At 73.2% G+C, this 23248-nt stretch carries 19 protein-coding genes and 1 pseudogene; 7 read left to right on the top strand and 13 right to left on the bottom strand.

Annotation, left to right across the window (positions count from 1 at the left end; translation table 11 throughout):
• Positions 1-10: 10 nt before the first annotated feature.
• Together GSY65_RS01845 and GSY65_RS01840 are read left to right on the top strand one after the other, a co-directional pair.
• Positions 11-904, top strand: a complete 894-nt coding sequence (locus GSY65_RS01845; protein WP_159765618.1) for a universal stress protein — start codon at positions 11-13, stop codon at positions 902-904.
• 70 nt (positions 905-974) lie between these two features.
• Complete coding sequence (locus GSY65_RS01840) at positions 975-1499, top strand: flavodoxin domain-containing protein (RefSeq protein ID WP_159765617.1); 525 nt, start codon at positions 975-977, stop codon at positions 1497-1499.
• A 337-nt stretch (positions 1500-1836) separates the two neighbouring features.
• On the opposite strand, the gene GSY65_RS01835 is transcribed toward GSY65_RS01840, so the two are convergent.
• The 3 genes from GSY65_RS01835 to GSY65_RS01825 form a co-directional block, all read right to left on the bottom strand.
• Positions 1837-2550 (bottom strand): CBS domain-containing protein, encoded by a 714-nt coding sequence (locus GSY65_RS01835; RefSeq protein WP_159775525.1) that lies wholly within the window; start codon positions 2548-2550, stop codon positions 1837-1839.
• A gap of 144 nt (positions 2551-2694) precedes the next feature.
• Positions 2695-3159 (bottom strand): cyclic nucleotide-binding domain-containing protein, encoded by a 465-nt coding sequence (locus tag GSY65_RS01830; protein WP_159765616.1) that lies wholly within the window; start codon positions 3157-3159, stop codon positions 2695-2697.
• Between the two features lie 592 nt (positions 3160-3751).
• Positions 3752-5494 (bottom strand): cellulase family glycosylhydrolase, encoded by a 1743-nt coding sequence (locus GSY65_RS01825; RefSeq protein ID WP_201452431.1) that lies wholly within the window; start codon positions 5492-5494, stop codon positions 3752-3754.
• Positions 5495-5912: 418 nt separating this feature from the next.
• On the opposite strand from GSY65_RS01825, the gene GSY65_RS01820 reads away from it, so the two are divergent.
• Both GSY65_RS01820 and GSY65_RS33500 read left to right on the top strand, forming a co-directional pair.
• Entirely contained in the window at positions 5913-7427 is a 1515-nt protein-coding gene (locus tag GSY65_RS01820; RefSeq protein ID WP_159765614.1) for a glycoside hydrolase family 43 protein, read from the top strand.
• Between the two features lie 366 nt (positions 7428-7793).
• Positions 7794-7859 (top strand): annotated as a pseudogene (locus GSY65_RS33500) (hypothetical protein); the annotation flags it as partial.
• A gap of 529 nt (positions 7860-8388) precedes the next feature.
• On the opposite strand, the gene GSY65_RS01810 reads toward GSY65_RS33500, so the two are convergent.
• Positions 8389-8766, bottom strand: coding sequence for a helix-turn-helix domain-containing protein (locus tag GSY65_RS01810; RefSeq protein WP_201452430.1), 378 nt, complete (start codon positions 8764-8766; stop codon positions 8389-8391).
• 344 nt (positions 8767-9110) lie between these two features.
• Here GSY65_RS01810 and GSY65_RS01805 point away from each other — a divergent pair, with 344 nt between their 5' ends.
• Entirely contained in the window at positions 9111-10448 is a 1338-nt protein-coding gene (locus GSY65_RS01805) for a helix-turn-helix domain-containing protein (protein WP_236579657.1), read from the top strand.
• 533 nt (positions 10449-10981) lie between these two features.
• A complete protein-coding gene (locus GSY65_RS01800; protein WP_236579656.1) occupies positions 10982-12319 on the top strand; it encodes a hypothetical protein in 1338 nt (445 codons plus the stop codon).
• A 244-nt stretch (positions 12320-12563) separates the two neighbouring features.
• On the opposite strand, the gene GSY65_RS01795 is transcribed toward GSY65_RS01800, so the two are convergent.
• The 4 genes from GSY65_RS01795 to GSY65_RS01780 are packed head-to-tail and all read right to left on the bottom strand — an operon-like array spanning position 12564 to position 16876.
• Positions 12564-13565 carry an aldo/keto reductase family protein gene (locus GSY65_RS01795; RefSeq protein ID WP_159765612.1) on the bottom strand — a complete coding sequence of 334 codons (1002 nt, stop codon included), beginning with the start codon at positions 13563-13565 and terminating at the stop codon, positions 12564-12566.
• Between the two features lie 13 nt (positions 13566-13578).
• The gene (locus tag GSY65_RS01790) at positions 13579-14226 is read right to left on the bottom strand and encodes a 2OG-Fe(II) oxygenase (protein ID WP_159765611.1); all 648 of its coding nucleotides are present in this window, start codon (positions 14224-14226) and stop codon (positions 13579-13581) included.
• Positions 14223-15905 (bottom strand): MBL fold metallo-hydrolase, encoded by a 1683-nt coding sequence (locus GSY65_RS01785; RefSeq protein WP_159765610.1) that lies wholly within the window; start codon positions 15903-15905, stop codon positions 14223-14225. Before GSY65_RS01785 ends, GSY65_RS01790 begins: the two co-directional genes overlap by 4 nt.
• Positions 15902-16876 carry a class I SAM-dependent methyltransferase gene (locus GSY65_RS01780; RefSeq protein ID WP_159765609.1) on the bottom strand — a complete coding sequence of 325 codons (975 nt, stop codon included), beginning with the start codon at positions 16874-16876 and terminating at the stop codon, positions 15902-15904. The genes GSY65_RS01785 and GSY65_RS01780 overlap by 4 nt, the downstream gene beginning before the upstream one ends.
• Positions 16877-17117: 241 nt before the next feature.
• On the opposite strand from GSY65_RS01780, the gene GSY65_RS01775 reads away from it, so the two are divergent.
• Positions 17118-17585 (top strand): histidine phosphatase family protein, encoded by a 468-nt coding sequence (locus tag GSY65_RS01775; protein WP_159765608.1) that lies wholly within the window; start codon positions 17118-17120, stop codon positions 17583-17585.
• A gap of 212 nt (positions 17586-17797) precedes the next feature.
• Here the strand turns inward: GSY65_RS01775 and GSY65_RS01770 are convergent, their stop codons facing one another.
• The 5 genes from GSY65_RS01770 to GSY65_RS01750 all read right to left on the bottom strand — a co-directional run bounded on the left by GSY65_RS01770 (position 17798) and on the right by GSY65_RS01750 (position 23219).
• Complete coding sequence (locus GSY65_RS01770) at positions 17798-18964, bottom strand: phosphotransferase (protein ID WP_159765607.1); 1167 nt, start codon at positions 18962-18964, stop codon at positions 17798-17800.
• Between the two features lie 11 nt (positions 18965-18975).
• Entirely contained in the window at positions 18976-19956 is a 981-nt protein-coding gene (locus GSY65_RS01765; RefSeq protein ID WP_159765606.1) for an aKG-HExxH-type peptide beta-hydroxylase, read from the bottom strand.
• 31 nt (positions 19957-19987) lie between these two features.
• Positions 19988-20953 carry a hypothetical protein gene (locus GSY65_RS01760; RefSeq protein ID WP_159765605.1) on the bottom strand — a complete coding sequence of 322 codons (966 nt, stop codon included), beginning with the start codon at positions 20951-20953 and terminating at the stop codon, positions 19988-19990.
• A 13-nt stretch (positions 20954-20966) separates the two neighbouring features.
• Positions 20967-22079 carry a radical SAM protein gene (locus GSY65_RS01755; RefSeq protein WP_159765604.1) on the bottom strand — a complete coding sequence of 371 codons (1113 nt, stop codon included), beginning with the start codon at positions 22077-22079 and terminating at the stop codon, positions 20967-20969.
• A 147-nt stretch (positions 22080-22226) separates the two neighbouring features.
• The gene (locus tag GSY65_RS01750; protein WP_159765603.1) at positions 22227-23219 is read right to left on the bottom strand and encodes an NAD-dependent epimerase/dehydratase family protein; all 993 of its coding nucleotides are present in this window, start codon (positions 23217-23219) and stop codon (positions 22227-22229) included.
• Positions 23220-23248 lie beyond the last annotated feature (29 nt).

Here is a 23248-nt window from a genome sequence, read left to right as displayed (position 1 = left end):
AGGACCACCGATGGAACGTCCCCTGGTCGTCGGTGTCGACGGCTCCGCACCGAGCCTGCGGGCCGTCGACTGGGCGGCCGACGAGGCCGCCCTGCACGGCGTGCCGCTCCGGCTGGTGCACGCCTCGCTGTGGGAGCGCTACGAGGGCGCCGCGCTCGCCGAGGACCTCGGAAAACCGTCCGAGCAGACGATCGCCGAGGGCATCGTCGACGCCGCCGCACGCCGGGCGCGCGAACGCCGCCCGGAGGTGAAGGTGTTCACCGGGATCGTTCCCGAGGAACCGGAGTACGCCCTGGTCCACGAAGGACACGACGCCACGGCACTGGTCCTCGGCGCGCGGGGGCGCGGCGGCATCGCCGAGTTCCTGCTCGGTTCCGTCAGCCTGGGCGTCGCCGCGTACGCCACCTGCCCCGTGGTCGTGCTGCGCGGCGCCCCCGACGGGCAGCCGCCGACAGCACACGGGCGGATCGTGCTGGGCGTCGGCGAGGAGGCGCACGGAACCGAGGCCGTCGGGTTCGCCTTCGAGGAGGCTGAGCGGCGGGGCGCCGTACTGGAGGCCGTCCGCGCCTGGCGGTGCCCCGCGCGCGAGTCCACCGACCACCCCCTGCTCGCGGGCGAACCCGCCCGCTTGCACGAACAGCACGCCGCCGAGACGCTGGAGACCGCGCTCGACGACGCGGTCGCCCGCTACCCGACCGTGCGGGTGCACCGGCGCACCGCCGAGGGCCCCGCCCACAAGGTGCTCCTCGACGCCTCGGCCGACGCCGACCTGCTGGTCGTGGGCGCGGCCCGGCGCCACAGGGAGCACCGCTTCGGGCTCCAGCTCGGCCGCGTCGCCCACACAGCGCTCCACCACGCTGCCTGCCCGGTCGCCGTCGTCCCGCACCGGGCGCACCCCGACTAGACGACGGGACGACGACTGGACGACGACAGGACACCGCACCCATGACGGCTTCCGAGAGGAGGCGGACCACATGTCCACCCGTGTACTGGTCACCTATGGATCGACCAACGGCTCCACCGCGAGGATCGCCGAGACCGTCGCGGAAACCCTCACCGGGGCGGGACTCACCGCCGAGGCACTCCCGGCGCCCTCCGTGGCGAGTCTCGATCCGTACGACGCGGTCATCGTCGGCGGCGGGCTCTACGCGGGACGCTGGCACAAGGACGCCCGGCGCTTCCTGCGCCGGCACCGTCACGCCCTCGCCGAACGGCCCCTGTGGCTGTTCAGCAGCGGCCCCCTCGACCCCTCCGCCACACAACGGAACATCCCACCCGTCCCCGGAGTGCGCAAGGCCATGGCCCGCCTCGACGCCCAGGGGCACGTCACCTTCGGCGGCTGCCTGGAGGAAGGGGCCAAGGGATGGGTCGCCGGGATGATCCTCCGGTCCGGCAAGGGCGGGGACTTCCGTGACTTCCCCGCGATCCGGGCATGGGCCGCGGACCGGGCGGCGGAACTCACGGGCGTCGCGCCGGGCGGGAGCCGCGCCACCCTCTGAGCAACACCGGCACTCCGTCCGCCCGTGCGGACGGGGGCCGACCAGCCACTCCTCGCGGCTGCTCGCCGGCGGGCATGCACGCACCCGTGCCCCAACAGCCGCGAGGGTGCCCGGCGAGCCCTCCTGACAGGGGAGACGGGAGGTCTCGCGCCACGGCCGCCGCCCTCACCGGCGCAGGGCGGCGGCCGTCCGGACACCCGCAGCCACCGGGCCCGTCATCGCGGGTCCGGTGGCCGCGGGTGGCTCGACCTGCGGTGGGAGGAGCGAGCGCGCGCGTGACGGCGGGCGCCGGCCTGAGGCGTGCAGCCTCCGGCCGGCGCACGCCGTCACGCGCGGGTCAGGACGACGCAACGCCGTCCTCGCGCCCCGACGAGTCGCGCCCCGACGAGGCGTCGGCCGAGAGGTCGGGGCGTCCCGACAGGTCGAACTCGACGTCGACGACGCCCTCGACGGCCCGGATCAGCCGGGCGGCCACCGGCACGAGGGAGGTGTCGCGGACGTGTCCGCCGACCCGCACGACCCCTTCCCGGACGGTCAGGCGCACGGCGGACGCCGGCTCGGGGAAGAGGTACGACACCACCTCCCGGCGCACCTCCTCGGCGATCTCGTCGTCGCCGCGCAGGAACACCTTCAGCAGGTCGCCCCGGCTCACGACGCCCTCCAGCATGCCCAGCTCGTCGACCACCGGAAGCCGCTTGACCCGGGCCTGCGCCATGGCCCGCGCGGCCTCGGCGAGGGTCGCGTCGGCGCGGACGGTGACGGCGGGGGAGGTCATCAGCTCCCCGGCGGTCCTGGCACCGGCCTTGGCGAGGTCGGCCAGGCGGGCCAGCTGGGTGCGACGGTCGGGGTCGCTGTCGCGGAACTCCTCCTTGGCCAGCAGGTCGGCCTCGGAGACCACACCGACGACGCGCCCCTCGCCCTCCAGGACGGGCAGGGCGCTGACCTTCCAGTCGTGCATCATCCGCACGATCTCCTTGAAGGCGGCGCCGCTGCCTATGGCGGCGACGGTGTGGGTCATCACGTCGCTCACGATGTGCGGGCTGCCGTGCATCATGTCTCCTCGGTCGTCACGTCACGGGGCCGTCGGATGTCAGGTGCCCGAAGTCGGAAGATGCTGGACGTCGAGGCACGCCGGCCGTCGGCCGTCAGCCGGTGGTCGGTGGTGGGTGGCGGGTGTGCCGTCAGTCGTCGGCCGTCACAGGAGGCTGCCGCTGCCGTAGGGGGCGTACAGGTCCAGCAGCCGGGTGCGGGCCGAGTGCAGACGGTGGGCGAGGATGCCGCCCACCCACTGGGCGACCGCGAAGCCGAGCGCGGGGTCCTCCTGGCACAGCAGTCGGATCGCGGCGGCGTCGAACTCGTGGGCGCGCACCGGGCTGGTGGCCTCGGCCCCCAGATGCCACACGTGCGGGGGGAAGAGCCAGGACCAGCCGATCAGCTCGTTGTGGCCCAGCGTCTCGATGACAGCGGGGCGGCGGCCGGGCACCCGCATGTCGAGGGCGACCGTGCCGGTCCGGATGATCCAGAACCGGTCGGCCGTACCCCCCTCTTCGAAGATGCGGGCGCCCTGCGGGAACGACACCTCGCGGGCGAACCGCATCAGCCGCTGCCGGTGCTCGGCGGGCAACGCCCGCAGCATGCCGGGCGTGGGGGGAGCGTTCATGACGTACCTCCGGAACGGGTGTACGGACCGAGTCACCTCCAGCGTCGTCCCGGCGTGCGCGCCCGGCCATGGGTCACCCGGCCCCCTGACCGGGACCACCGGGCACGTCGGGAGAGCCCTTCGGCACCCCGCGGCGGAGCGGACCCGGCGGGAGGCGCCCGATCCGGCCGGGGAAGCGGTAGGGCCCGGCCGGATCGGCGGCCCTCGGCGGCGCCCAACGAGTGGACTCACCGGACTGCGCCCCGGACGGTGGTCTCCGGCCGGGGCCCGGTCGGTGATCTTTCGACCACCGACCCGACGACGTTCCCGGAAGCACCACACCTTCCTCCCCGGGGGCGCCGAGCCCCGAGCCGCACCGCGCGGCCACACGAACGACGCCCTCACCGTCGGGCGCGCGGACGCCACCGGATGCGTACGGCGTCATGCCGGTGCACCGGGGCACTCGGCGCGCTCAGGCGCCCACCGTGACGCGCCCCGAGAGAAGGCCGCCGGCAGGACCACGCACACCCGCGCGACGACCGCGACGAGGGGGACGTCCCCCGGGGCCGCCCTCATGGGCGACGCCGCGCGGCGTCGCCACTGCCGAGCGTGCTCAGGCGGGTGAACCGGTCACCGTGCCGCCCGACTTGGTGACGTGGTACGTGACCTTCGCGCCACTCCAGAAGTGGAAGGTGAGCGTCACGCGCGCGTTGTCCCGCAGCGAGGTGAAGAACTCCGCGGTCAGCTTGATGGAGTCGCCGGTGTACGCCGAGAAGGCGGTGTCCCACTGCTGGTACGACGTCCAGTCGGCGGGTCCCGCGTTGGCGCCGTCGTCGTACTTCGCCTCCATGGTCGCGAGCATGTCACCCCGGAACTGGGTGGGGACGCTCAGGCCGCCGGTGGTCCCCGAGGCGGTCGACAACACCGGCCGGTCGTGGCTGATCACGTCGATACGCCAGGGGACACCGCGGGAGAACCTCGCCTCCAGCGTCGCGTTGACCCCGTACGCCCGGTCGCCGACCAGCTCGGTGAGCGTGGCGGCCGTCAGGGTGAGCCGGTTGCCGGACAGGGTGTAGTCCTTGCCCCGGAGGAGGGTGCGGGAGCCGTGGCGCAGGCCCTGGAAGTCGGTGCCGTTCAGGTTGAGTGTGAGGTCCTGGCTCGTGACGGCCCCTGTCTTCGGCACGAACACCATGTCGCTGGAGGCGGTTCCCGAGCGTGTGGTCCAGCTCGACCTGATCTGCCCGAACAGCTCCGCGTCACGCCACTGCAGGGTGTTGCGGTTCAGGAACTGGCCGGCGTCCCACAGCATGGTGGTGAGGTTCCGCCGACGGGCGTAGTCGCCCAGGAACTCGAAGTACTTGCGCTGTTCGCCCCGCTGGATGATGCCGGGCCGGTAGTGGTCGTAGGCCAGCAGCGCGTACTCGCCGATGACCACCGGGATGCCGCGCGCGGTGAAGGCGTTGTACACCCGGTCGAAGGTGCCGGTGAGGTCCTGCTCGGAGGTGGCGTCGAACCGGGTGTAGCCGGCGATGTTCACGCTGAACGGCCACCAGCCGTAGAAGTGGACGGTCGTGGCCACCATGGGGTCGCGCAGGTCCGCCAGTTCGGTGGCCAGCGCGTCGAGCCTGCCCTGGTCGGCGTTGGTGTACAGCGTCGGCAGCACGAGCAGACGGTCCGCGTTCCCGCCGCCGGAGCCGCGGACGATCCGGTGGAACTCCTTGTTCAGTTCGGCCAGCAGCCGGTAGTTCTCCTCGTCCCCGGACGTACCGCTGAACGTGGGCTCGTTGATGCTCTCCAGCGCCAGCTTCGGCGACCGGTCACGGAACTCGGCCGCTATCTGGGTCCAGGTCGCGCGGTAGCGGGCGAGGACGGCGTCGTGGTCCGTGGAGAGGGTGTTCACCCACATCCAGGAGTCGTGGTGCATGTTGAGCAGGACGTACAGGTCCTCGCTCAGCGCCAGGTCGACGACCTGGCGCACCTTCGCCATCCAGGCCGCGTCGATCCGGTGGTCGGGCGCCGGCCCCTGGTGGATGCCCCAGGTGACGGGCAGCCGGATGCTCTTGAAACCCTGGGACTTGACCTTCTGGAAGAGCGCCCTGGTCACCGGGGGATTGCCCCACGACGTCTCGTCGGGGATGGCGTCGTAGGTGTTGCCCAGGTTCCAGCCGGGCTGCATCGCCGCCACCGCGCTCCGCGCGGCCGGGGAACTCGGCGGCGGCACCGGGGGATCGGCGGCCAGCGCGGTTGCGGGCAGCAGTGGAAGCAGGACGAGCGCCAGGACGAGTGCCGTCAGTCTCCGCGGGATCCGCGACGACCGGCGCCGTCGCGGAAGAAGTCGTGCGAGTCTCGTCGTCATCACGTGCACCTTCTGTTGTGGGGGTGTGCGACACGTGGAGCCGGCCGGAGGCCGACACAGATAGGGATTCGACGGAGCAACTTTCGCGGTGAGCGGCGGAGAAATTAACATGACGACGTGGCCGGGGCCACAGCTGTGACCGGAGCAGGACGGCGCGGACGCGGACCAGGCCGGAGCCCTCCTGTGCGGCGATCGGGAGCGGCGGCGAGGGGTGGTCAGGTCCCGGCGTGACGCCAACGGGTCTGACCGGCCCGTTCGTTGCGCTCCCGGCGGTCGACGAGATCCCATTGACCTCGCTGACGACCCCTGGCTAGCCTCCTTCGGAAAGTGTCCACAGGGCAAAGCGAAAACTTTCGACGCCGCCGCCGGGGACGGTCCCCCGTGCGACCCCGGCCGTCGGTGAAAGGATTCGACGAGGGTGTCCAACCTGCCTGATACCGGAGCCACCTTCAGCAACCCGGTGATCCCCGGCTTCCACCCCGACCCCAGCGTCTGCCGCGTCGGCGACGACTACTACCTCGCCTGCTCCAGCTTCGAGTACTTCCCCGGCGTGCCCCTCTTCCACAGCCGCGACCTGGTCCACTGGACCCAGATCGGCAACGCCCTCGACCGGCCCAGCCAGTTGCGGCTCCCCAAGGAGACCCCCGCCTCCGGCGGGATCTACGCCCCCACGCTGCGCCACCACGACGGCCGGTTCTGGCTGATCGTCACGAACGTCAGCGGCGACGGCAATCTGCTGTTCACGGCCACCGACCCGGCCGGCCCCTGGTCCGAGCCCGTACGACTGCCCGGTGTCCACGGCATCGACCCCGACCTCGCCTGGGACGAGGACGGCACCTGCTGGTGCACCACCGCGGGCGTCGCGCAGATCCCCATCGATCCCACCACCGGGGAGACCCTCGGCCCCTCCCGCCGCCTGTGGTCCGGCACACCCGGTGCGAAGGCCCCCGAGGCGCCGCACCTCTACCGGATCGGCGGCTACTGGTACCTGCTCATCGCCGAGGGCGGCACCGAACGCTGCCACGGCGTGTCCATCGCCCGCGCACGAACCCCCGACGGCCCCTTCGAGCCCTGCCCCGCCAACCCGATCCTCACCCACCGGGGCACCGACCACCCCATCCAGAACACCGGCCACGCCGACCTCGTCCAGGGCCCCGACGACAGCTGGTGGATGGTCCTCCTCGGCGTCCGCCCCGGCGGCGGCACCCCCGGCTGGCACGTCCTCGGCCGCGAGACCCACCTCGCCCCCGTCACCTGGGTGGACGGCTGGCCCGTCATCGACGAGGTGCCGCTGCAGGCACCCGCCCCCGCCTGGCCGCTCCAGCCCCCGGTCACCGCGCCCGAGGTCCGGGACGACTTCGACACGAGCGAACTCGCCCCGCACTGGGTCTCCCTGCGGCACCGCTCCGCGGAGGAGTGCACCACGAAGGAAAGGCCCGGATGGCTGACCCTTCGCGCTCGCGGCAGCTCGCTCGACGAACCCGACGTCACCTTCGTGGGCCGACGGCAGCAGCACGTGGCGTGCCGGGTGCGTACCTCCCTCGACGCCTCGGACGGGCACGGCGGCCTCGCCGTCCGCCTCGACGAGCAGCACCACTACAGCGTCGAGGTCGCCTCCGGCCAGGTGCGGGTCAGGGCCCGGATCGGCCCGTCGAGCACGATCATGGCCTCCCGTCCCGCGCCGGCGGGGCCCGTGGTCCTGCGCGCCGAGACGCGGGAGCTGCGGGCCCCGCACGATCCGCGCGTCGGCCCCGACACCGTCACGCTCGGTTTCGAGGAACCCGACGGCACCTTCACCGCACTCGCCTCGCTGGACGGCCGCTACCTCTCCACCGAGGTCGCCGGCGGCTTCACCGGCCGGGTCCTCGGGATGTACGCCACGGCGGACTCCGCGCACTTCGACTGGTTCGACTACGAGCCGCTCGACGACTGACGGCGCGCACCGCGTCACGGCCGCGCAGCGGCACAGGACCGGGACTCCGCCCGACCGCCACCGCGGCGGGCGGACCGTTCTGCCGGGCGTACCTGTTCGGCCGTGCTCACCAGCACCGCCGTGCGGTTGCGTGCCCCCGTGCGCACCGGCTCCGCGTCAGTCCCCCGCGTGCCGCCGCAGGAGCGACCCGTTCGGATGGCCGAGCACCGCGGCGGGATGCTTCGTCAGCGGCGGCGCCCTCGGCAACCTCTCGGCGCTCGTCACGGCCCGCGCCGCCGCTGCCGCGTCCCGGCCCGGCCCGCGGACGGCTGGAAGATCGTGTGCGCCGACAGCGCCCACTCCTCGATCGAATCCGCGGCGCGGGCCATGGACGTCACCGTCGTCACCGCCCCCGTGGACCGGCGGGGTCACCTCACCGGGGACGCCGTGAACGCGGTGCTGACCTCCACGGCCGGGGTGTTCGCCGTGGTGGCGACCGCCGGCACCACCAACGACTCTCCGCACGCTCCGCCGGGGCGCGCCGACGAGGTGAACGGGTGGGCGGGCGCGCGCCGCCGTGCCGGGACCGTGGTGGACCCGGGGCCGACAGGTGCGCCGCCCGCACCCGTGGGCTGCGGCGGCTGTTGCGGGCGGGCCGGCGAAGCCCGGCTGGGAGACGTACGAGGTGGTCCCGCAGACGGTCATCCTCAGCAGATCGACACGGTGACCTCCACAGTCGAGGGCGACATCCGCTTCGGCATCACCCGCGACGGGACGAAGGTGACCCCGACCCTCACGCCCGGTCGGGACCACCGTGCGGGTGGGCGGCCCGACCTGCGGTGGCTCGTCGCCGGTCGGCAAGGCGCTCGGCGCCTCGGTGAGCAGCCGTGCGCGCGGGCGTCGGACCGCACCGGACGGCCGTGGCCGTGTGACAGCGTTGTCCGGGCGCGGCCGGAGTCCCGTTCCCCCGGGGCCGTCGGGCCTACGCGCCCGCCTCCCGACGGGCCGACGGCCCAGGGACCCCGTACTCCGGCATCTCGCCCCGTATCGGGACGGGACGGGGAGGGCGGTCCGGGCGGTCGGGCGCGCGCATCCGGCTGCCGAGGGCCACCCCCAACTGGAAGCGGTTGTCGACCCCCAGCCGGTCCATGAGCGAGCGGAGGATGTTCGTCACCGTGCGGGGGCTGACGCCGAGCCGGCCGGCCGCGCTCGCGTCCGTGTGCCCGGCGAGCAGCAGCGCCACCAGCTTGCGCTGCCGCTCGTCGAGGGGCATGACGGCGGCGAGCCTCTCCTCCAGGGACGGCCGTGCCGGGACGGTCCGCTGGTCGCCGCCGGGTACCCGGAGACTGCCGCGGCGCACAGGTGTGGGTGTGGTCGAGCTACGCACTGGGCTCCCCTGGTCGGTGTGGTCGGATGGCGTGCGGCGGCCGGCAGCCGCCGTTTCCGGAGGGCGGAAGCTGACAGAGAAGATGACAGAGAAAGTGACCGGAAAATAACTGCGGTCAACAATCTGCTCCAGTACCGGACGGTGTCCGCGAGCGAGAGCGCTCACCTGCGGAAACGGCGGCGTCGACGGTCGGTGACGGACCGGATGGAACGGCAGTGGTCCACGTTCTGGCTCAATGTGACGCTTCCCCGTACGCCGTCGTCTTGAGCTAAACTTGACCGACTGGTAATGATCATCCACAGGGCCGAGGAGCAGGCGTGAAGAACTCGGGTGAAGTCGGCGCGCGCATCCGACGCCTGCGCCGCGCAGCCGGAATGTCCCAGGCCGAACTCGCCGGTGACGGGCTGTCCGCCAGCTACATCTCGCTCCTCGAAGCGGGCAAGCGGGTGCCGTCGGCCGATGTGCTCGACCAGTTGGCCGCGCGGTTGGGCTGCGACCCGGCGGACCTGAGCGGCGCTCCGCCGGAGGTCTCGGCCAACGAGTTCCAGGTGGAGCTGAACTACGCCGAGATGGCCCTGAACAACGGGGACCCGGACGCCGCGTTCGAGGCGTACCGGTCGCTCCAGGACAAGATCAGCCTCGCCGACCGGCCCGAGGTCTGGTACAAGGCGGAGTACGGCATGGCCCGGTCGCTGGAGCACGGCGGGCGGCTGGAGGAAGCGGTCACCCGGTACGAGTACCTGCACGCTGCCTCCCTGGACCGACCCGACATGGTGCCGCGCCTGCCCACCGTGATCGCGCTGTGCAGGTGCTACCGGGAACTGGGCGACCTGTCGCACGCCATCGAGGTGGCCGAGGCCACCCTGGCCGAGCTGGAGAAGCTCCAGCTCCGGCCGACCGTCATCGGTATCGAACTGCTCTCCACCCTGGTCGGCGTCTACATGGAGCGCGGCGACATGCACCGCGCGGCCTACCTCGCCACCCAGGCGATCGAGCAGGCGGGGACGGTCACGGACTCCCGGGCGCTCGGCGCCGCGTACTGGAACGCCAGCGTGGTCATGCACCGCAACGGCAACACCGCGGACGCCCTCACACTGATCGAGAAGGCCCTCGCCATCTACGGCGAGGGCGAGGACCAGCGGGCCCTGGCGCGGCTGCGGAACGCCTACGCCATGCTGCTCCTCCAGTCGGAGACGGCGAAGCCGGAGGTCGCCCGCGACGTCCTCGAACAGAGCCTCACGAGCCTGCGCGAGGTGGGCAGCAGCATAGACATCGCCTACTGCCTCTCCGCCCTCGCGCAGGTCGAACTGCGCCTCGGGAATGCCGAGGCCGCCATCGGGCACGCCGAACGGGCCCTGGAACTGCTCGGCCCCGACCACCGGTTGCAGAGCGCCCGCAACCATCTGGTGCTGGCCGCGGCCCGGTTGGCGCTCGGGGACCGCGAGTCCGCGCAGGACGCCTACGAGCGGGGCGCCCTGATGCTGGAGGCGTCGGAGGCCAATCGCCAGGCGGCTTTCGCCTGGGCCGAGTTGGCCGAGATCCTGAAGCTCTGCGGTGAGGACGAGCGCGCGGTGTGGGCGTACCGGCAGAGCATGCGGTGCATGGGGCACCGGGAGACCTTCCTGACGGGCCGGAAGCTGACGTCGCGCACGTAGCGACGGCGCGGAGGGGGACGCGACCGCCCTCACCTGGTGAGGCACCGCGGTCAACAGCAGAGCGGTACGTCGCTGATGGCCGGGGGCCAGTCGGGCCCGGACCCGGCGACGGCGGACGGCGACGCGGGCCCGGCCGGCCGCTCGGCGTGCGCGGCGGACGCCACCGGAGCGGCGAAACACAGCAGGAGTGCGACGGCTGCCGACAGGCGCCTTAAGCGATTCATCCCTCAGTCCTCACTCGATCCCAAGTGGCAGCGGTACGTGACTCATGTTGTGACTCACTTGACTGCGACGAGATCAAATGCTGGCACGGCATGACTTGATGGTCAACACCAGAATTAAGTGGCACGAGAAATGCGTATAGCGCGCTTCTGGTGCGCTTTGAGCTGTCTTGCGTGCGGAGCGAAACAGCCTCAAACCTCGCATCTCGGTAGCCTGGTGGGAATGAATGCAGCCGCGTCTGAGCTGTGACAGAATTTTGTGACAGCGTGTAAAGTTTTGCCTCTGTGAACTTGAAACGGGGAGTGGTGGGCGTGCGGGAGAGCGTGCCGCAGGTGTCGACGTTCGCGGAATGTTTGGTGTGGCTCGGCTATCGCCGCGTCCCACCGGGACCCCTGCTCGCGGCCGACGACGGTGCCACCACCCTCTTCACCTCGGTGGCGGCACCGGCCTGGCGCAGGTTCCTGACCGGTCACCCCCGGCCGGAACCCGGCGGCGCGGTCGTCCTGCAGTGGGTCCTGAACACCAGTCGGCTGGCTCACCTGCCCCCCGCCTCCCCACCGAGCGTGCAACGCACCGTCGGAGCCGTGTGGACCGGCAGGCGCCCCTACCAGGAGGCGCTGGGCGATGTCCTGGACGCGCTGCGGAAAGCCGGCGTCCCACCGGGTGAACTGACCTTCCTGATCCGGGCGGAGCCGCAGGACGGCCCGCCCGTGACAGCCGCCCTGCGCGGACTCGGCGTCCGGCCCGGGAGCATCGTGCGCGGCCCCCGGCCGCCGGACGCACCGCAGCGGATGGAAACCGAGCTGGGACCGTGCCTCACGGTGCGCCGCCGGTCCCGGGACGTGGTGTTCGGGCACTGCGACGGACACTGCCCCTGCGGGTGCCACCTCTCGGTCGCGCACATCCAGTTCGTCGAACGCCGGCGGACGGCAGGCCGTGTGACCCCCCTGCGCCGGCCGCTGTTCGAGGTGATCGTCTCCGAGCACGCGCTGACACACCACGCCGCTCCCGACGGCCCGCCGGTGCGGGGCGGCAGGAGAACCCCGGTGCCGCCCCTGCTCGGCCGGCTGACCGCGGGCATCGCCGACCTGCTGGCCCTGGCCGGCGCGGCGGCCGGCCCGAGCCCCCTCTTCCTGGCGGACCTCTCCAGCGCCGTGTCCCTGCTGCTCGGCGAGGGAATGGCACCCGGGCCCCGCGGCGGTCCGTACGTACTGCGCCGGCTGATCCGCATGATCGGCACCGAACTCGCGGTGCACGGACTGCCGCCCGCCCTGTTGACCTCCGTCATCGCCACCACGGAGTTCGCCTACCGCGCACCGCTCGGCTTCCCCGAACTGTCGGCCAGCTCCTGGGTGCACATGGCCCGGGAACGGGACGCCTTCCTGAGGGCGCTGGTACGCGGACGCACCCTGCTGCTGCGGTCCGGCGCCCTCTCGGAGCGGCCGGGAGAGGCCGCGCGGCAGCTGACGCGGCTGTGGTCGGAACGGGGCGTGCCGCTCGCGCTGTCGCTGCGCTGGTGCCGCGAGGCGGGCGTGGAGCCGTCTCTGCCGCACCTGGCGCTCGCGGGGAATCCGGACGTGGCCCACGCGGAGCCCGCCGTGACCGTACGGCCCGCACCGCCCCGGCCGGCAGCGGATCCCTGGACGTGACGCGGGGCCGGGGGCCGCGATCCGGCGGCCCCCGGCCAGGTGCGGCGAGCGGCCGGCGCCGGGCGCGCCGCGGTGCGCCGTTCGGCCCGGCCGGACCCTCCCGGTTTCGCGGACCGCCCGGCCGGGCGTGGCCGGACGCACCTTCCCCGAGCATGGCGATGCCCCCGGTCGCGGGAGCCGACCGGGGGCAGGGGGAGGCCGGGGCGCGGGGGAGGCGGTCGCGGGCCGGGACCGTGCGCGGTGTTCAGGACGCGGCGGCCGGGCTGGTCGTCAGGGCCGGGTCGGTGAGCGCCACCGGTGCCAGGACCGCGTCCACCGCCGCCTTCAGGTCGTCGTCGAGGACGACGTCGCACGCCGCGGCGTTGGCGGTGATCTGCCGGGGCCCGCTGGCCCCGATCACCGCACCCGCCACGTTCGGTTCCCGCAGCACCCAGGCCAGGGCCAGGACCGGCAGCGGCATCCCCGCCTCCTCGGCCAGCGGCACCAGCCGCTGCACACGGCCGAGGATGTCCTCACGCAGCACCTTCTCCATGAAGTGCCCGCCGAACCCCTTGGTGTCGGTCGCACGCGACCCGGCGGGCGGTGGCCGACCGGGCAGGTACTTCCCGGTGAGCACGCCCTGCGCCAGCGGCGAGAAGGCGAGCTGGCCGAGCCCCAGCTCCCGGCAGGCGGGGATCACCTCGGCCTCGATCACGCGGTGCAGCGCCGAATAGCGCGCCTGGTTCGACACCAGCGGCACCCGCAGCTCCCGCGCGAGCGGCTGCGCGGCGCGGATCTCCTCAGCCCGCCACTCCGACACCCCGACGTAGAGGGCCTTGCCCGCGCGGACCACGTCGGCGAAGGCCGTCATGGTCTCCTCCAACGGGGTGCCGTGGTCGAAGCGGTGGGCCTGGTAGAGGTCGACGTGGTCGGTGCGGAGCCGGCGCAGCGAGACGTCGATCGTCTCCAGGATGTGCTTGCGGGACAGGCCGCGCTCGTTCGGCCCGGGGCCGACCGGCCAGTACACCTTGGTGAAGATCTCGACCCCGGACCGGCGTTCACCCGCCAGCGCGCGGCCCAGGATCTCCTCGCCCGCACCGAACGCGTAGCCGTCGGCCGTGTCGAAACTGGTCACACCGCAGTCCAGCGCCGCCCTGACGCACGCACGGGCGCGGTCCTCGTCGATCTGCCCGCCGTGCGTGATCCAGTTCCCGTACACCAACTCACTGACGTGCAGGCCGCTTCGGCCCAGCCGACGGTGCTTCACCGCGTGTCTCCCCTCACGCCCCGCCGTCCGCCGCCGGATCGGTCCAGAAGTGCACCGTCACGGTCCTGCGCAGGGTCGGTGCCGGGGCCCGCAGCACGGACACGCCGTGCAGCGAACGGGCCGTCGTCTCGATGAGGACGCTGCGGTTGAAGGAGGGCATGATCCGGGCGGGTGCCGTGCCGTCGACCGGTTCGCCCAGTTCCAGCCATCCGCCGTCCTCCGGGCGCCAGCCCTCCGTGAGGTAGGTGAACAGCGAGTACCGGCGCAGCCGACCTGTCTCCGGGTGCCGGTTGGAGCCGACGTGCGCGTGATGGACGGCGCCGTGACCGGCGAGCCGGTAGCTGCCCCAGTCCCCGTCCGGTTCCGTACGCAGCCCTTCCACGCCCGTCACCTTGCCGAGGAAGGCGGCGAGGTCGTCGCCGAGCAGGGCCTCGCACAGGTCCCGCAGGGCCGGTCCGGCCAGCTCCCGGTCCTGCGAGTGCCAGCGGGGGATGCCCGGCTTCGCCGTCATCACGGCGGTGTCCGGAAACGCGTCGGCGGCGGCCCGTAGCGCGTCGGCGGGCAGGATGCCGTCCCACACGTAGTGCGGGAAGGGTTCGGCGCGGAAACAGGGCTCGTGGGCTGCGTTCAGCTGCCGTTCCATGGCCGCGTAGTCGATCACTGGTGTGCCTGCCTTTCTCGGGGACGCCCCGGGGCGTCCGTCGGGGTGTGCGGCTGGGTGTGCGTCGCTGTGTCCGGTGCGAGGGCCGCCGAGACGTCCGCCGGGGTGGCCGCAACCGCCGCCGGTCCGGCCGGTGAGACGTCCAGCCGTGCCCGGCCGTTGGCGCAGGCGCCGTCCGGCAGGGCGAAACGCCAGCCGTGCTGGGGGCAGACCACCGCGTCCAGCTCCGGGTCGTAGTCCCCCGGGCCGAGCCGCGCGCCCAGGTGGGGGCAGACGTCGGACACCCGGTACGTCCCCCGCGGCGTCTCCAGCGTGAACGTGCCGGCGGGGCGCACGCCGCCCTGCGCCGTCCGCCGCAGGTACACGGCGAGGTCGTCGGGATCGCTGCACCGCAGAACCGACATGAGTTCCTCGTTGTACGCGCCGATGCCCGGCCGCCAGGCGCTGAAGCGGAACGAGAAGAAGAACTCCTCCCAGCTCATCCCGCCCGCCAGGATCTCCGGCAGGTACCGCGACGACAGGGTGAAGCGGTAGTCGTGCGGATCGCTCTCCGGCCCGGTGCCCTCGCGCACCTCCAGCGAGCGGAAGTCCACGAGCCAGAAGCCGCCCCCGGGACCGCGCACATCGAAGGCGGCGACGGCGTCGACGGCCCGGCACAGCCTCTCGCCGGCCGCGAACAACGCCTTGAAGTGCGCGGCGAAACCGTCGTACAGGTCGTGCCGCGGCTCCGGGTACCGGGCGACCACCTCCGCGATGGCGGGGGCACGTCTGCGGGCGTAGTCCGCGATGTACGGCGCGAGGTCCTCCCAGTCGAACCCCTCCCGGATCGCCGGGTCGGCAGTCGACCGTCCCGTGGACACGTCGAGCGTGTCGCCGGGCAGCGGCGCCACGGTGCGCTCCGCCAGGTCCGGGTGCGTGCGGCGCAGCCAGGCGAGGAGTTCGGGCGGGGTGGTGAACACCGAGGACTCCGCGAAGAAGTGCGCGGCCAGATCCGGGTCGAGCAGGGCCGGCGGCCCGGCGAACGCGACCGCGCTGCGCGGCTCCAGAGCCTGCATGTAACGGGTCCACCGGCGCATGGAGTTGACCTTCTTGCGCTGGGCCGCCTCCACCTGTTCCGCGGCGGGGAAGGAGTAGGCGAACGGGAACCAGGTGGCGCCGGAGAACTGCGCCAGCACGACGTCGATGCGGGGATGGAGCCGGCGGATGGTCCGCAACTGGTCGCGGTCCACCTGGCAGTCGTTGAGGTTGACGACGACCTGGCCGGTGACGGTGTCCTCGATGACGAGGGCCGAGTCCTGGTGCCGGGGCGTGGGGGAGTGGATCAGGCGCAGCCGGAGCGGACCGGCCCGGAACACCTCCTGGTCGCCGAGGAGGACGGGGGCCGGACCGCGCAGCGAGCGGACCAGCCGCTTCCAGGTCGGCAGCGGGTAGTCGGGCATCAGCAGCGTGACCGAGGGGTCGAGCGCGTCGAGCACGTCGGCGTCGAAGTGGTCCTGGTGGTCGTGCGACACGTACACATGGGTCGCCTCGCGTACGAGCGGAGCGCAGGCGCTGTTGTCGGGCAGCTGGTGCCAGCCCGACAGGAAGGCCCCGCCCTCGGAGAACCACGGATCGCAGACCAGCTTCACCCCGTCGGCCTCCACGAGGGCACCCGCGTGCCCGAGGAACGTGATCTTCATGGCTGCCTCCACTGAAGGGTGCGGTGGGTGGTGCGCTGCTTGCGTGCCGCGACGAGATGCCGCGCGAGGTTGGGGTCGTCGCAGCCGGCGAAGGGCCGTCCCAGGACGCACACGTCGAGGCCGGCGGCCGTGAGGACGGCGGTGAGCTGCGCGGCGGTCGGGACATGCAGCACGGAGTGGAAGACCTCCGGGGGCCGGCCGCCGGGGCCGTCGTCCACCGCGACGATGCGGTGGCCGAGCAGGGTGCCGTCCGCGGCGGTGAACCCCTCGCTGAGCAGCAGGTGCGGCCCGTCCCGGAACACCGAACCGGTCCGGCGCCGGTGCACCCGCCGGCCCTCGTCGAACCCCGGGGTGCCGTCCTCGGCGAGCCGCAGGTCCAGGACGGCGATGCCGCCCGGACGCAGCCCCCGCACCAGCGAACCCAGCAGTTCCCGCAAGGCGCGCGGTGCGAAGAAGTTGGCGGCGTCGTAGGTGAGCAGCAGCGTGTCACAGGCCGGTTCCCCGGCGGGCACGGCGGTGTCTCTCACGTCGCCGAGCACGAAGCGGACGTGGTCCTGCCCGGCGAAGCGGCGGCGAGCGTGTTCGACCACCGCGGGGCCCGCGTCGACGCCGACGTACCCGGTCAGACCGTGGCCCGCCAGCGCGGCCGTGTAGGCGCCGGGCCCGCACAGCGGATGGTGCACACGCCCCGCCCGCCATCCGGGCAACTTCGCGCGCAGCCAGGCGAGTTGCTGCTCGATCACCGCCGGGGGGCGGGAGGAGTCCGTCGTCGTGCTGTCGGTCTGCTCCCGCAGCAGCCGGGCACTGAACTCCGGGTCCCCGTACGGCAGGGGAGGCAGTGCGGCGATACGGTCCGGCGGGAGGCCGGCGAGGTCGGGCAGTTCGGGCCAGAGGAACGGGGCACCGTGCTCCAGGAATTCCCGCGCCATTTCCCGCCCGTCCCGGTGCGTCGCTGTGTCGATCAATTCCATGACGACTCCGTAGCCTGGGGAACGTGCCCGCCCTGCAGGGCATTTCGGTATTCAGGTTCTGTGCGCCGGATCGGCGTGGTCAACTCTTTTGCGGATACCCGCTATTTCTTGGACTCCGCCGGCCCGCCCCGGCATGATGCGCGCCATGTTCACGCATTCATGCACTGTTGTGTTGGATCTGGTTCCGCACTGTTCCTCGTCGCCGCGCGAGGAGTGGAGCCAAGACGACGATCTGCGTCCGTTGAGCGAGGAGGGAGCACGCCAGGCGGACGTCCTCGCCGAGGTGTTCAAGGAGGGCGTCGACGCCGTCCACAGCAGCCCCGCGCTGCGCTGCCGGCAGTCGGTCGCCCCGCTGGCCGCCGTCGCCGGGGTGCCCGTGCTGATCGACGAGCGGCTGCGGGAGGCGCGCGGCTTCGCCGAGCCGGCGGCCTGGACCGAGGGCGTCTTCGCTCCCGTCGGCCCGTCCCTCGGCGGCGCTTGGGCCGCCGGACGGGTCATGGGCGCGCTGGTGGAGATCGCCGCCGGGCACGACGGCGGCCACGTGGTGGCCTGCTCGCACGGCGACGCCATCCCCGCCACGCTGGCGTACCTGTCGGCCGCCCACGACTGCCCGCTGCCGAGCATCGTGGGCCGGGGCGGCTGGTACCGGCTGCGCGTGGAACGCGGCCGGCTCACCCTGACCGGCATGCGCCCGTCGGGCCCCGCCTGACGACCGCTCACCGAAGGCGCCGGTCGGTGGCCGGAAGGCCTGTGCCCGACGGTCGGTGGGCCGGGGGCCCGGCCTGCGGCGGACGTGCGTCCGCCGTGCGCGAGGGCTCCCGGCCTGCGGTTCTCCCGTCCGCGGCCGGCGCCCCCGGCCGGTGAGGCGGCGGCCTGGAGGACGGCCCCGGCCCACCGCCCGCCGGGTTCGGCCTCCCGCCGTCACAGATCCCCCTGCGCCTCCTCCAGCAGTGCCGTCATCACCGCCACCCGCCGCCGCGTGCCGGGGTCGGCGGCGGTCTCGGCGCGGGACGCGGCGTCCCGCGCGAGCAGCCGGTCGGCGATCCGCACCACGGGCAGTCCGAAGTGGTAGGCGGCCACCAGACGGTAGGCGAGGGCCACGTCCTGCGGATCGCACGGACCCCCGTCGTCCGCCGCGCCCGCGGCATGGCGGGCCGCGGCGGCGCCCCCGAGGGCCAGTGTGGCCGCGGCGTCGAGATCCGCGGCCACCGCCGACGACAGGACCAGGGTGGCCAGATCCTCCCCGGCCGGCCCCAGCCCCGCCTGACCCCAGTCGATCGCGACGGTGCCCCCCGCCGTCCGGAACAGGTTGCGCGGTGTCAGGTCCCGGTGCACCAGCCCGGCCGGCAGGGACCGCATCGTCCGGACGGCCTGCGCGTGCCGTCGCTCCAGCGACCGCAGGGCCGTGGCGGTCCCCGGCCGGAACAGGCCGCGCACCGCCGGATCCGCGCTCGTCTCCGCGTCGGCGACCCGTTCGATCAGGGCGAACCGCCCGCGCAGCGCGGCCTGTTCCAGGAAGGGCCTGCACCACCACGGCCGGGACGGCGGTGGCCGCCGCAGCGACCGGGCGTGGAACCCGCCGAGGAACTGGGCGGTGTCGAGCAGTTCACGCGCCGACCAGGCCTCGCCTGGCAACCCGTCGGCCCGCTCCAGCCACAGCCGGAGCCGGTCACCGGGCCCCGGCACGATCCCCAGACAGCGGACGGCGGCGAACCGGCCGGCGACGGCGTACGGGAGGGAGGAGCCCAGCACCAGTGCCTCGCGGCGCCAGTACGCCCAGTCCGCCGGAGCGTCGCCGCCGTCGTCGATCTGCCGGGCCAGATCACGCGGGCCGGGCGTCCAGGAGCGGTGCCGCACCTGCTTCAGCACCAGGTCCCAGGCGTGGTCACCGCCGTCGCCCGAGGCCGTGCCCCGCACCGCGTACAGTCCGTCGCTGGCCCGGCTCCAGCTCTCGTAGCCGATCGGCTCACCGCTCCAGCCGGTCACCTCGGCCGTGGGATCGGCCAGCAGCGCGCGTACGGGCTCGCGCAGGTCCTCGGCGGTGAGGTGGGGCAGCGGGCCGAGGTGACGGTAGGGCGGACCGGGCATGGGCGCCGCCGTCAGCCCGCGCGCCGCGCGTCGGCGACGGCCGCCCGCAGGTAAGCGCGCAGCGGTTCGCTGGGCACCTGGTCGAAGCAGGTGAGGGCCGCGGCGTGACCGGCCTCCAGCGACTCCCGTTCCACCTCCAGGCGCCGCCGCAGCACGGCGGCGAGCCGCGAGTCGTCGTCGGGCGCCGGCTGGATGCGGGAGAGGTAGTGGATGACGTTCGCGAAGGCGAGGGCCGCGTGCACGATCCCGAACACCGGCCGGTCCTCGTTCTTCCACGGGGAGTGGAAGAGGGGGCCGTCGTCCGCGAACGACACGTCCTCCGCGCCGAAGGACTCGTTGAGCCACGAGTGCGTGGCCTCGTGCACGAGGGTCTCGCCCAGGCGCAGCGGTTCGTCGGTCCAGTTCAGCACGACGGTGCCGGGCAGGAAGTCGAAGGTGTAGCTGCGGCAGGTCGCCCCGAGCGGTACGGCCTCGGTCCAGATGACCACGGCGGTGGAGGAGCGGAGCACCTCGCCGCCGACGGCGAGCGCGGCGTCCACGGCCTCGTTCAGGGTCCGCGCGATGCGCGCCCGCTCCGCCGCGTCCTGCTCGGGCGAGTCGCCGAGCAGGTACATGCGGCTGCCGAGGCGGTCGTCGTCCACCGCGTCGCAGTCCGCCGCGCGCAGCACGAGGACCGGTCCGACGGCCGTCCGCACGGCCTCGGCCCGGAGCGCGGCCCGGTCCTGCCACAGGCGGACGGCCCGTCGGGCCCGGTCCGCGTCACGGGTCCGCGCGGCGAGGCGCGCCTGCTGGAAGGCGTGGTGCAGGACGGCGTTGTCGAAGGCGTCCGGCGCCCCGTCCGGTTCGTCGAGCTGTGTGTCCGGCGCGAGCCTGCGCAGGCTGGCCAGCAGCGTGCGCGCCCGCTCGGCACGGTGCTCCACCAGCCGCGCGGTCAGCGCGGCCTGGAGCGAGGTGACGGACGCGGCCGCCTCGATGGTGTCGGCTCGGGTCATGATGGTCTCGGTCCTTTCAGGGCGGCGGCGGTCAGCGTACGGCGCTCGGGGCGGCCCACCGGTGGAGGTGTTCCGCCTTCTCGGCGTCCGTCAGCGGCCGGATCTCACGGACGTAGTCGAAGGGGGACTTGACGGCGAACTGCCGCCGGTTCCAGCACGGGTAGGTGGTGCCGATCAGCTCGGCGACGATGCCGATGCCGACCGTCTCGCCGATCCGGTCCGGCAGTACGGGCCGCAGCGCGCGCAGCCCGTCGAGGAGTTCCCCTCGGCGGCGCGCGACCGTGTCCGGGGTGTCCGCGGCCCGGCGGGCGGCGAGCCGGTCGTACAGCTGGAAGGCGAGAGAGTCGGCGAACACGCCGGTCAGCCAGGTGCGGTCGGTCCCGGACAGCGGACCACTCCGGGCGCCGACGGCCTCCTCGGTGCGCAGCCACTGGTCCATCCAGGACGCGGCGCCCTCGCGCAGCAGCGCCTCGGCGCGGGCCAGCGCGTCGGACCCGCCCGGCAAGAGCCGGGCCACGTCGCACACGCCGCCCGGCACGGCGGCGCCCGCCGCGTCGCCGAGGACGACCGCGCCCACGGCGAGGTCGACGACGTACCGCAGGCCGACGTCGTCCAGCACCCGTACGGCGTCGCCCACCGCCGCCCGGTCCGGCGCGGCGGCCGGGGCGAGCCGCAGCCGGCCGCCGTCCTCGGGCACGCCGTGCAGCACGGCCAGACGCGGACCGTCCGGCAGGGCCAGCAGCGCGTCGCCCGCCTCGGCCGGGTCGACGGCGATGCCCGGGACACCGGCGAGCCCCACCAGGGCGCGGGTGAGCGGGTCGGGCGGTTCCGTGGTCCGCGGCGCCCCGGCACCGGCCGCGGTGGCGGCACGGCGGGCCCAGGCGGTGCTGTGCGGCTCGACCCACAGCAGGAACGAGTGGATGGCCCGGCCGTCCAGCGAGGCGTTCCAGCAGCGGTTCTGTGTCTCGTCGTCGTCGATGACGGGGAGGAGGAACATCGCGGTTCTCCTTTCAGACCGCTGCCGGGAGGGCCGCGGCCACGTGGTCGATGACCTTGCGCCGGTGGTCGCAGTACTCCTCCTCGAACCCGGTGCCCTCGAAGCGGAGCCGGTCGGGAAGGGCACCGCCGCGGCACGAGGCCTCGTGCGAGCAGCCCGCGCACTTGTCGAGCAGTGCGGACAGGTCCCGGCGCAGCCCGGGGTTGCTGTCCAGGGTGAGCAGCTCGTCCATCCCGGTCGCCGTGTCCACCGAACCCAGCAGCGCGCCGGGCATGGTCAGTTCGTCCGAGCTTCCGATGCGCCCGTCGGGGTAGAGCGTCACGACGAAGGGTTCCTTGCGGTCGCTGAAGCTCGTGTAGCTGGTGGGCAGCCCGGACAGCGACCGGATGACGCTGAAGAACGGCTCCAGCACGTACGCGCCGTAGGAGCGGGTCGCCGACCAGTGCTCGAACGCCTCGATCAGGAAGTCGGCGTACTCGTCGGGCGTCGTCGCCCAGCCGGGCATGCCCACGCCGTCGGGGTTGAGGATCTGGAGCGACTGGCGGTTCGGCGTCCGGTAGTCCTTGCTCTTGACGTTGAAGTCCAGGCAGCCGGAGAGCTTGACGACCTTCACGGCCTCGAACCTGCTCAGCGAGTCCAGCACGTCCGCGGCCCGGCCGAGGATGCGGCGCGTGACGACGACGATGACCCCGACGTTGCGGCCCCGGGCCGCCAGCAGCTCCAGCGCCTTGGTGACCTTGCGGTAGGTGGGGCGGTCCCGGAAGTCGACGCGGTGAGCGTTGCCCTGCTCGTCCCCGTCCAGGCTGATGCCGATCTCGATGTCCGGCCACTCACGGTCGAAGAAGTCGAGCCAGGCCTCGTTCAGCAGGATGCCGTTGGTCTGCATCGAGACGGTCACCGGGCCCTCGTAGGCGCGCAGTTCGGCGAACAGCTCGCCCATCCTGCGGCGGCCGATCAGCAGCGGTTCACCGCCGTGCAGTTCCACCGCCAGCGGCCGTCCGCCGCACAGCGAGAGGAACTTGCGCAGCACCTCCGGCTTCAGCATGAGGGCGTTGGGATACGGCTTGCGCCGCTCGTAGCAGTAATGGCAGTTGATATTGCACATTTCTCCGGGGAGTTTGAGCATCGCCAATATGGTTTCCCCGGGAGCCGGCAGCTGTAGTTTCATGGTGCAGCTCCTCCGTGCTGAATGTCTGGGAAAAGGCTCTCGTGGCGGTGGAAACGCGTCAACGAAATGCCGTTCTTCTTGCGGGAACCCGCACGTGGCGAACCGTCAGCGGGCGGCGACCGCCCGGGCCCGCCGTGCCCGCGCCGTCTTGCGCACCAGATCCGCCGCGGACAGCCAGTCGGTCTCGCCGACGGCCGCGGTCAGCCGGTCCAGACAGGGCACCCGGCCGGTCACGTCCGTGCGGCCGGGGAAGACCGACTCGTACGGCACATGGACCCAGCCCGCCGTGCTGCCGGTGGCGTCCAGGACCAGGCGGGCCAGGCCTGCGATGGTCGTCTCGCTGCGGGAGCCGATGTTGACCACATGGGCGCCGGGCCGCCACGCGGACTCGGTGGCCGCGAGGTCGAGCAGGCGGCGGGTGAACTGGTCGATGTCGGTGAAGCAGCGGCGCTGGCTGCCGTCGCCGTGCACGGTCAGCGGCTCCCCGGACTCGGCCTGCCGGAAGAACGTCGGCACCACCATGCCGTAGCGCCCCCGCTGGCCGGGGCCGACGACGTTGAAGGGCCGCACCGTGAGCACGGGCCGGTGGCGGGCGGCCTCACTCCCCAGCCGTTCCATCTCCCACTTGCCGGTGGCGTAGCCCGGGCTGCCGCCGTCGTAGGCCAGCGGCACGGCCCGGTCCACGGCCTGGTCCTCGCGCAGCTCGGCGGAGCTGTCGCTGAGCCCGTAGACGGCGGAACTGGACACGAGCACGACAGGCGTGTCCCCGGTGTGCGCCAGGACGTTCGCCGTCCCCTGGCGGCCCACGGCGTAGGCCAGTTCGGCCTGTCGTGCCGCGAGCCGCATGCCGACGACGCCGGCGAGGTGCAGCACCAGCCCCGTCCCCCGCGCGGCCTCGGCCACCGCGTCCGCGTCCAGCACGCTGCCGCGCACCAGGGTGGCGCCCGGGACCGACGCGACGGACTCGGGCCGGCCCGTCGAGAGGTCGTCCAGGACCCGGACGGGGTGGCCCGCCGCGGCCAGCGAGCGCACGAGCCGGCTGCCGATGAAGCCGGCACCGCCGGTGACGAGCACGGGTGTCGAGGGGGTGGACCACATGTCGGTGTCTCCTTCGAATGGGAGGCGGG

Source organism: Streptomyces sp. HM190, from assembly GCF_009857135.1.
Classification (GTDB): Bacteria; Actinomycetota; Actinomycetes; order Streptomycetales; family Streptomycetaceae; genus Streptomyces; species Streptomyces heilongjiangensis.
The sequence above is the reverse complement of the archived record's forward strand: the minus strand, read 5'-3'. Positions and strand labels throughout refer to the sequence as shown.

Excerpts from the sequence above, each read along its gene's own strand:
- GSY65_RS01845 (WP_159765618.1), top strand. The coding sequence starts at position 11 with ATGGAACGTCCCCTGGTCGTCGGTGTCGACGGCTCCGCACCGAGCCTG.
- GSY65_RS01840 (WP_159765617.1), top strand. The coding sequence starts at position 975 with ATGTCCACCCGTGTACTGGTCACCTATGGATCGACCAACGGCTCCACC.
- GSY65_RS01835 (WP_159775525.1), bottom strand. The coding sequence starts at position 2,550 with ATGCACGGCAGCCCGCACATCGTGAGCGACGTGATGACCCACACCGTC.
- GSY65_RS01830 (WP_159765616.1), bottom strand. The coding sequence starts at position 3,159 with ATGAACGCTCCCCCCACGCCCGGCATGCTGCGGGCGTTGCCCGCCGAG.
- GSY65_RS01825 (WP_201452431.1), bottom strand. The coding sequence starts at position 5,494 with ATGACGACGAGACTCGCACGACTTCTTCCGCGACGGCGCCGGTCGTCG.
- GSY65_RS01785 (WP_159765610.1), bottom strand. The coding sequence starts at position 15,905 with ATGAAGATCACGTTCCTCGGGCACGCGGGTGCCCTCGTGGAGGCCGAC.
- GSY65_RS01780 (WP_159765609.1), bottom strand. The coding sequence starts at position 16,876 with ATGGAATTGATCGACACAGCGACGCACCGGGACGGGCGGGAAATGGCG.
- GSY65_RS01770 (WP_159765607.1), bottom strand. The coding sequence starts at position 18,964 with ATGCCCGGTCCGCCCTACCGTCACCTCGGCCCGCTGCCCCACCTCACC.
- GSY65_RS01765 (WP_159765606.1), bottom strand. The coding sequence starts at position 19,956 with ATGACCCGAGCCGACACCATCGAGGCGGCCGCGTCCGTCACCTCGCTC.
- GSY65_RS01760 (WP_159765605.1), bottom strand. The coding sequence starts at position 20,953 with ATGTTCCTCCTCCCCGTCATCGACGACGACGAGACACAGAACCGCTGC.
- GSY65_RS01755 (WP_159765604.1), bottom strand. The coding sequence starts at position 22,079 with ATGCTCAAACTCCCCGGAGAAATGTGCAATATCAACTGCCATTACTGC.
- GSY65_RS01750 (WP_159765603.1), bottom strand. The coding sequence starts at position 23,219 with ATGTGGTCCACCCCCTCGACACCCGTGCTCGTCACCGGCGGTGCCGGC.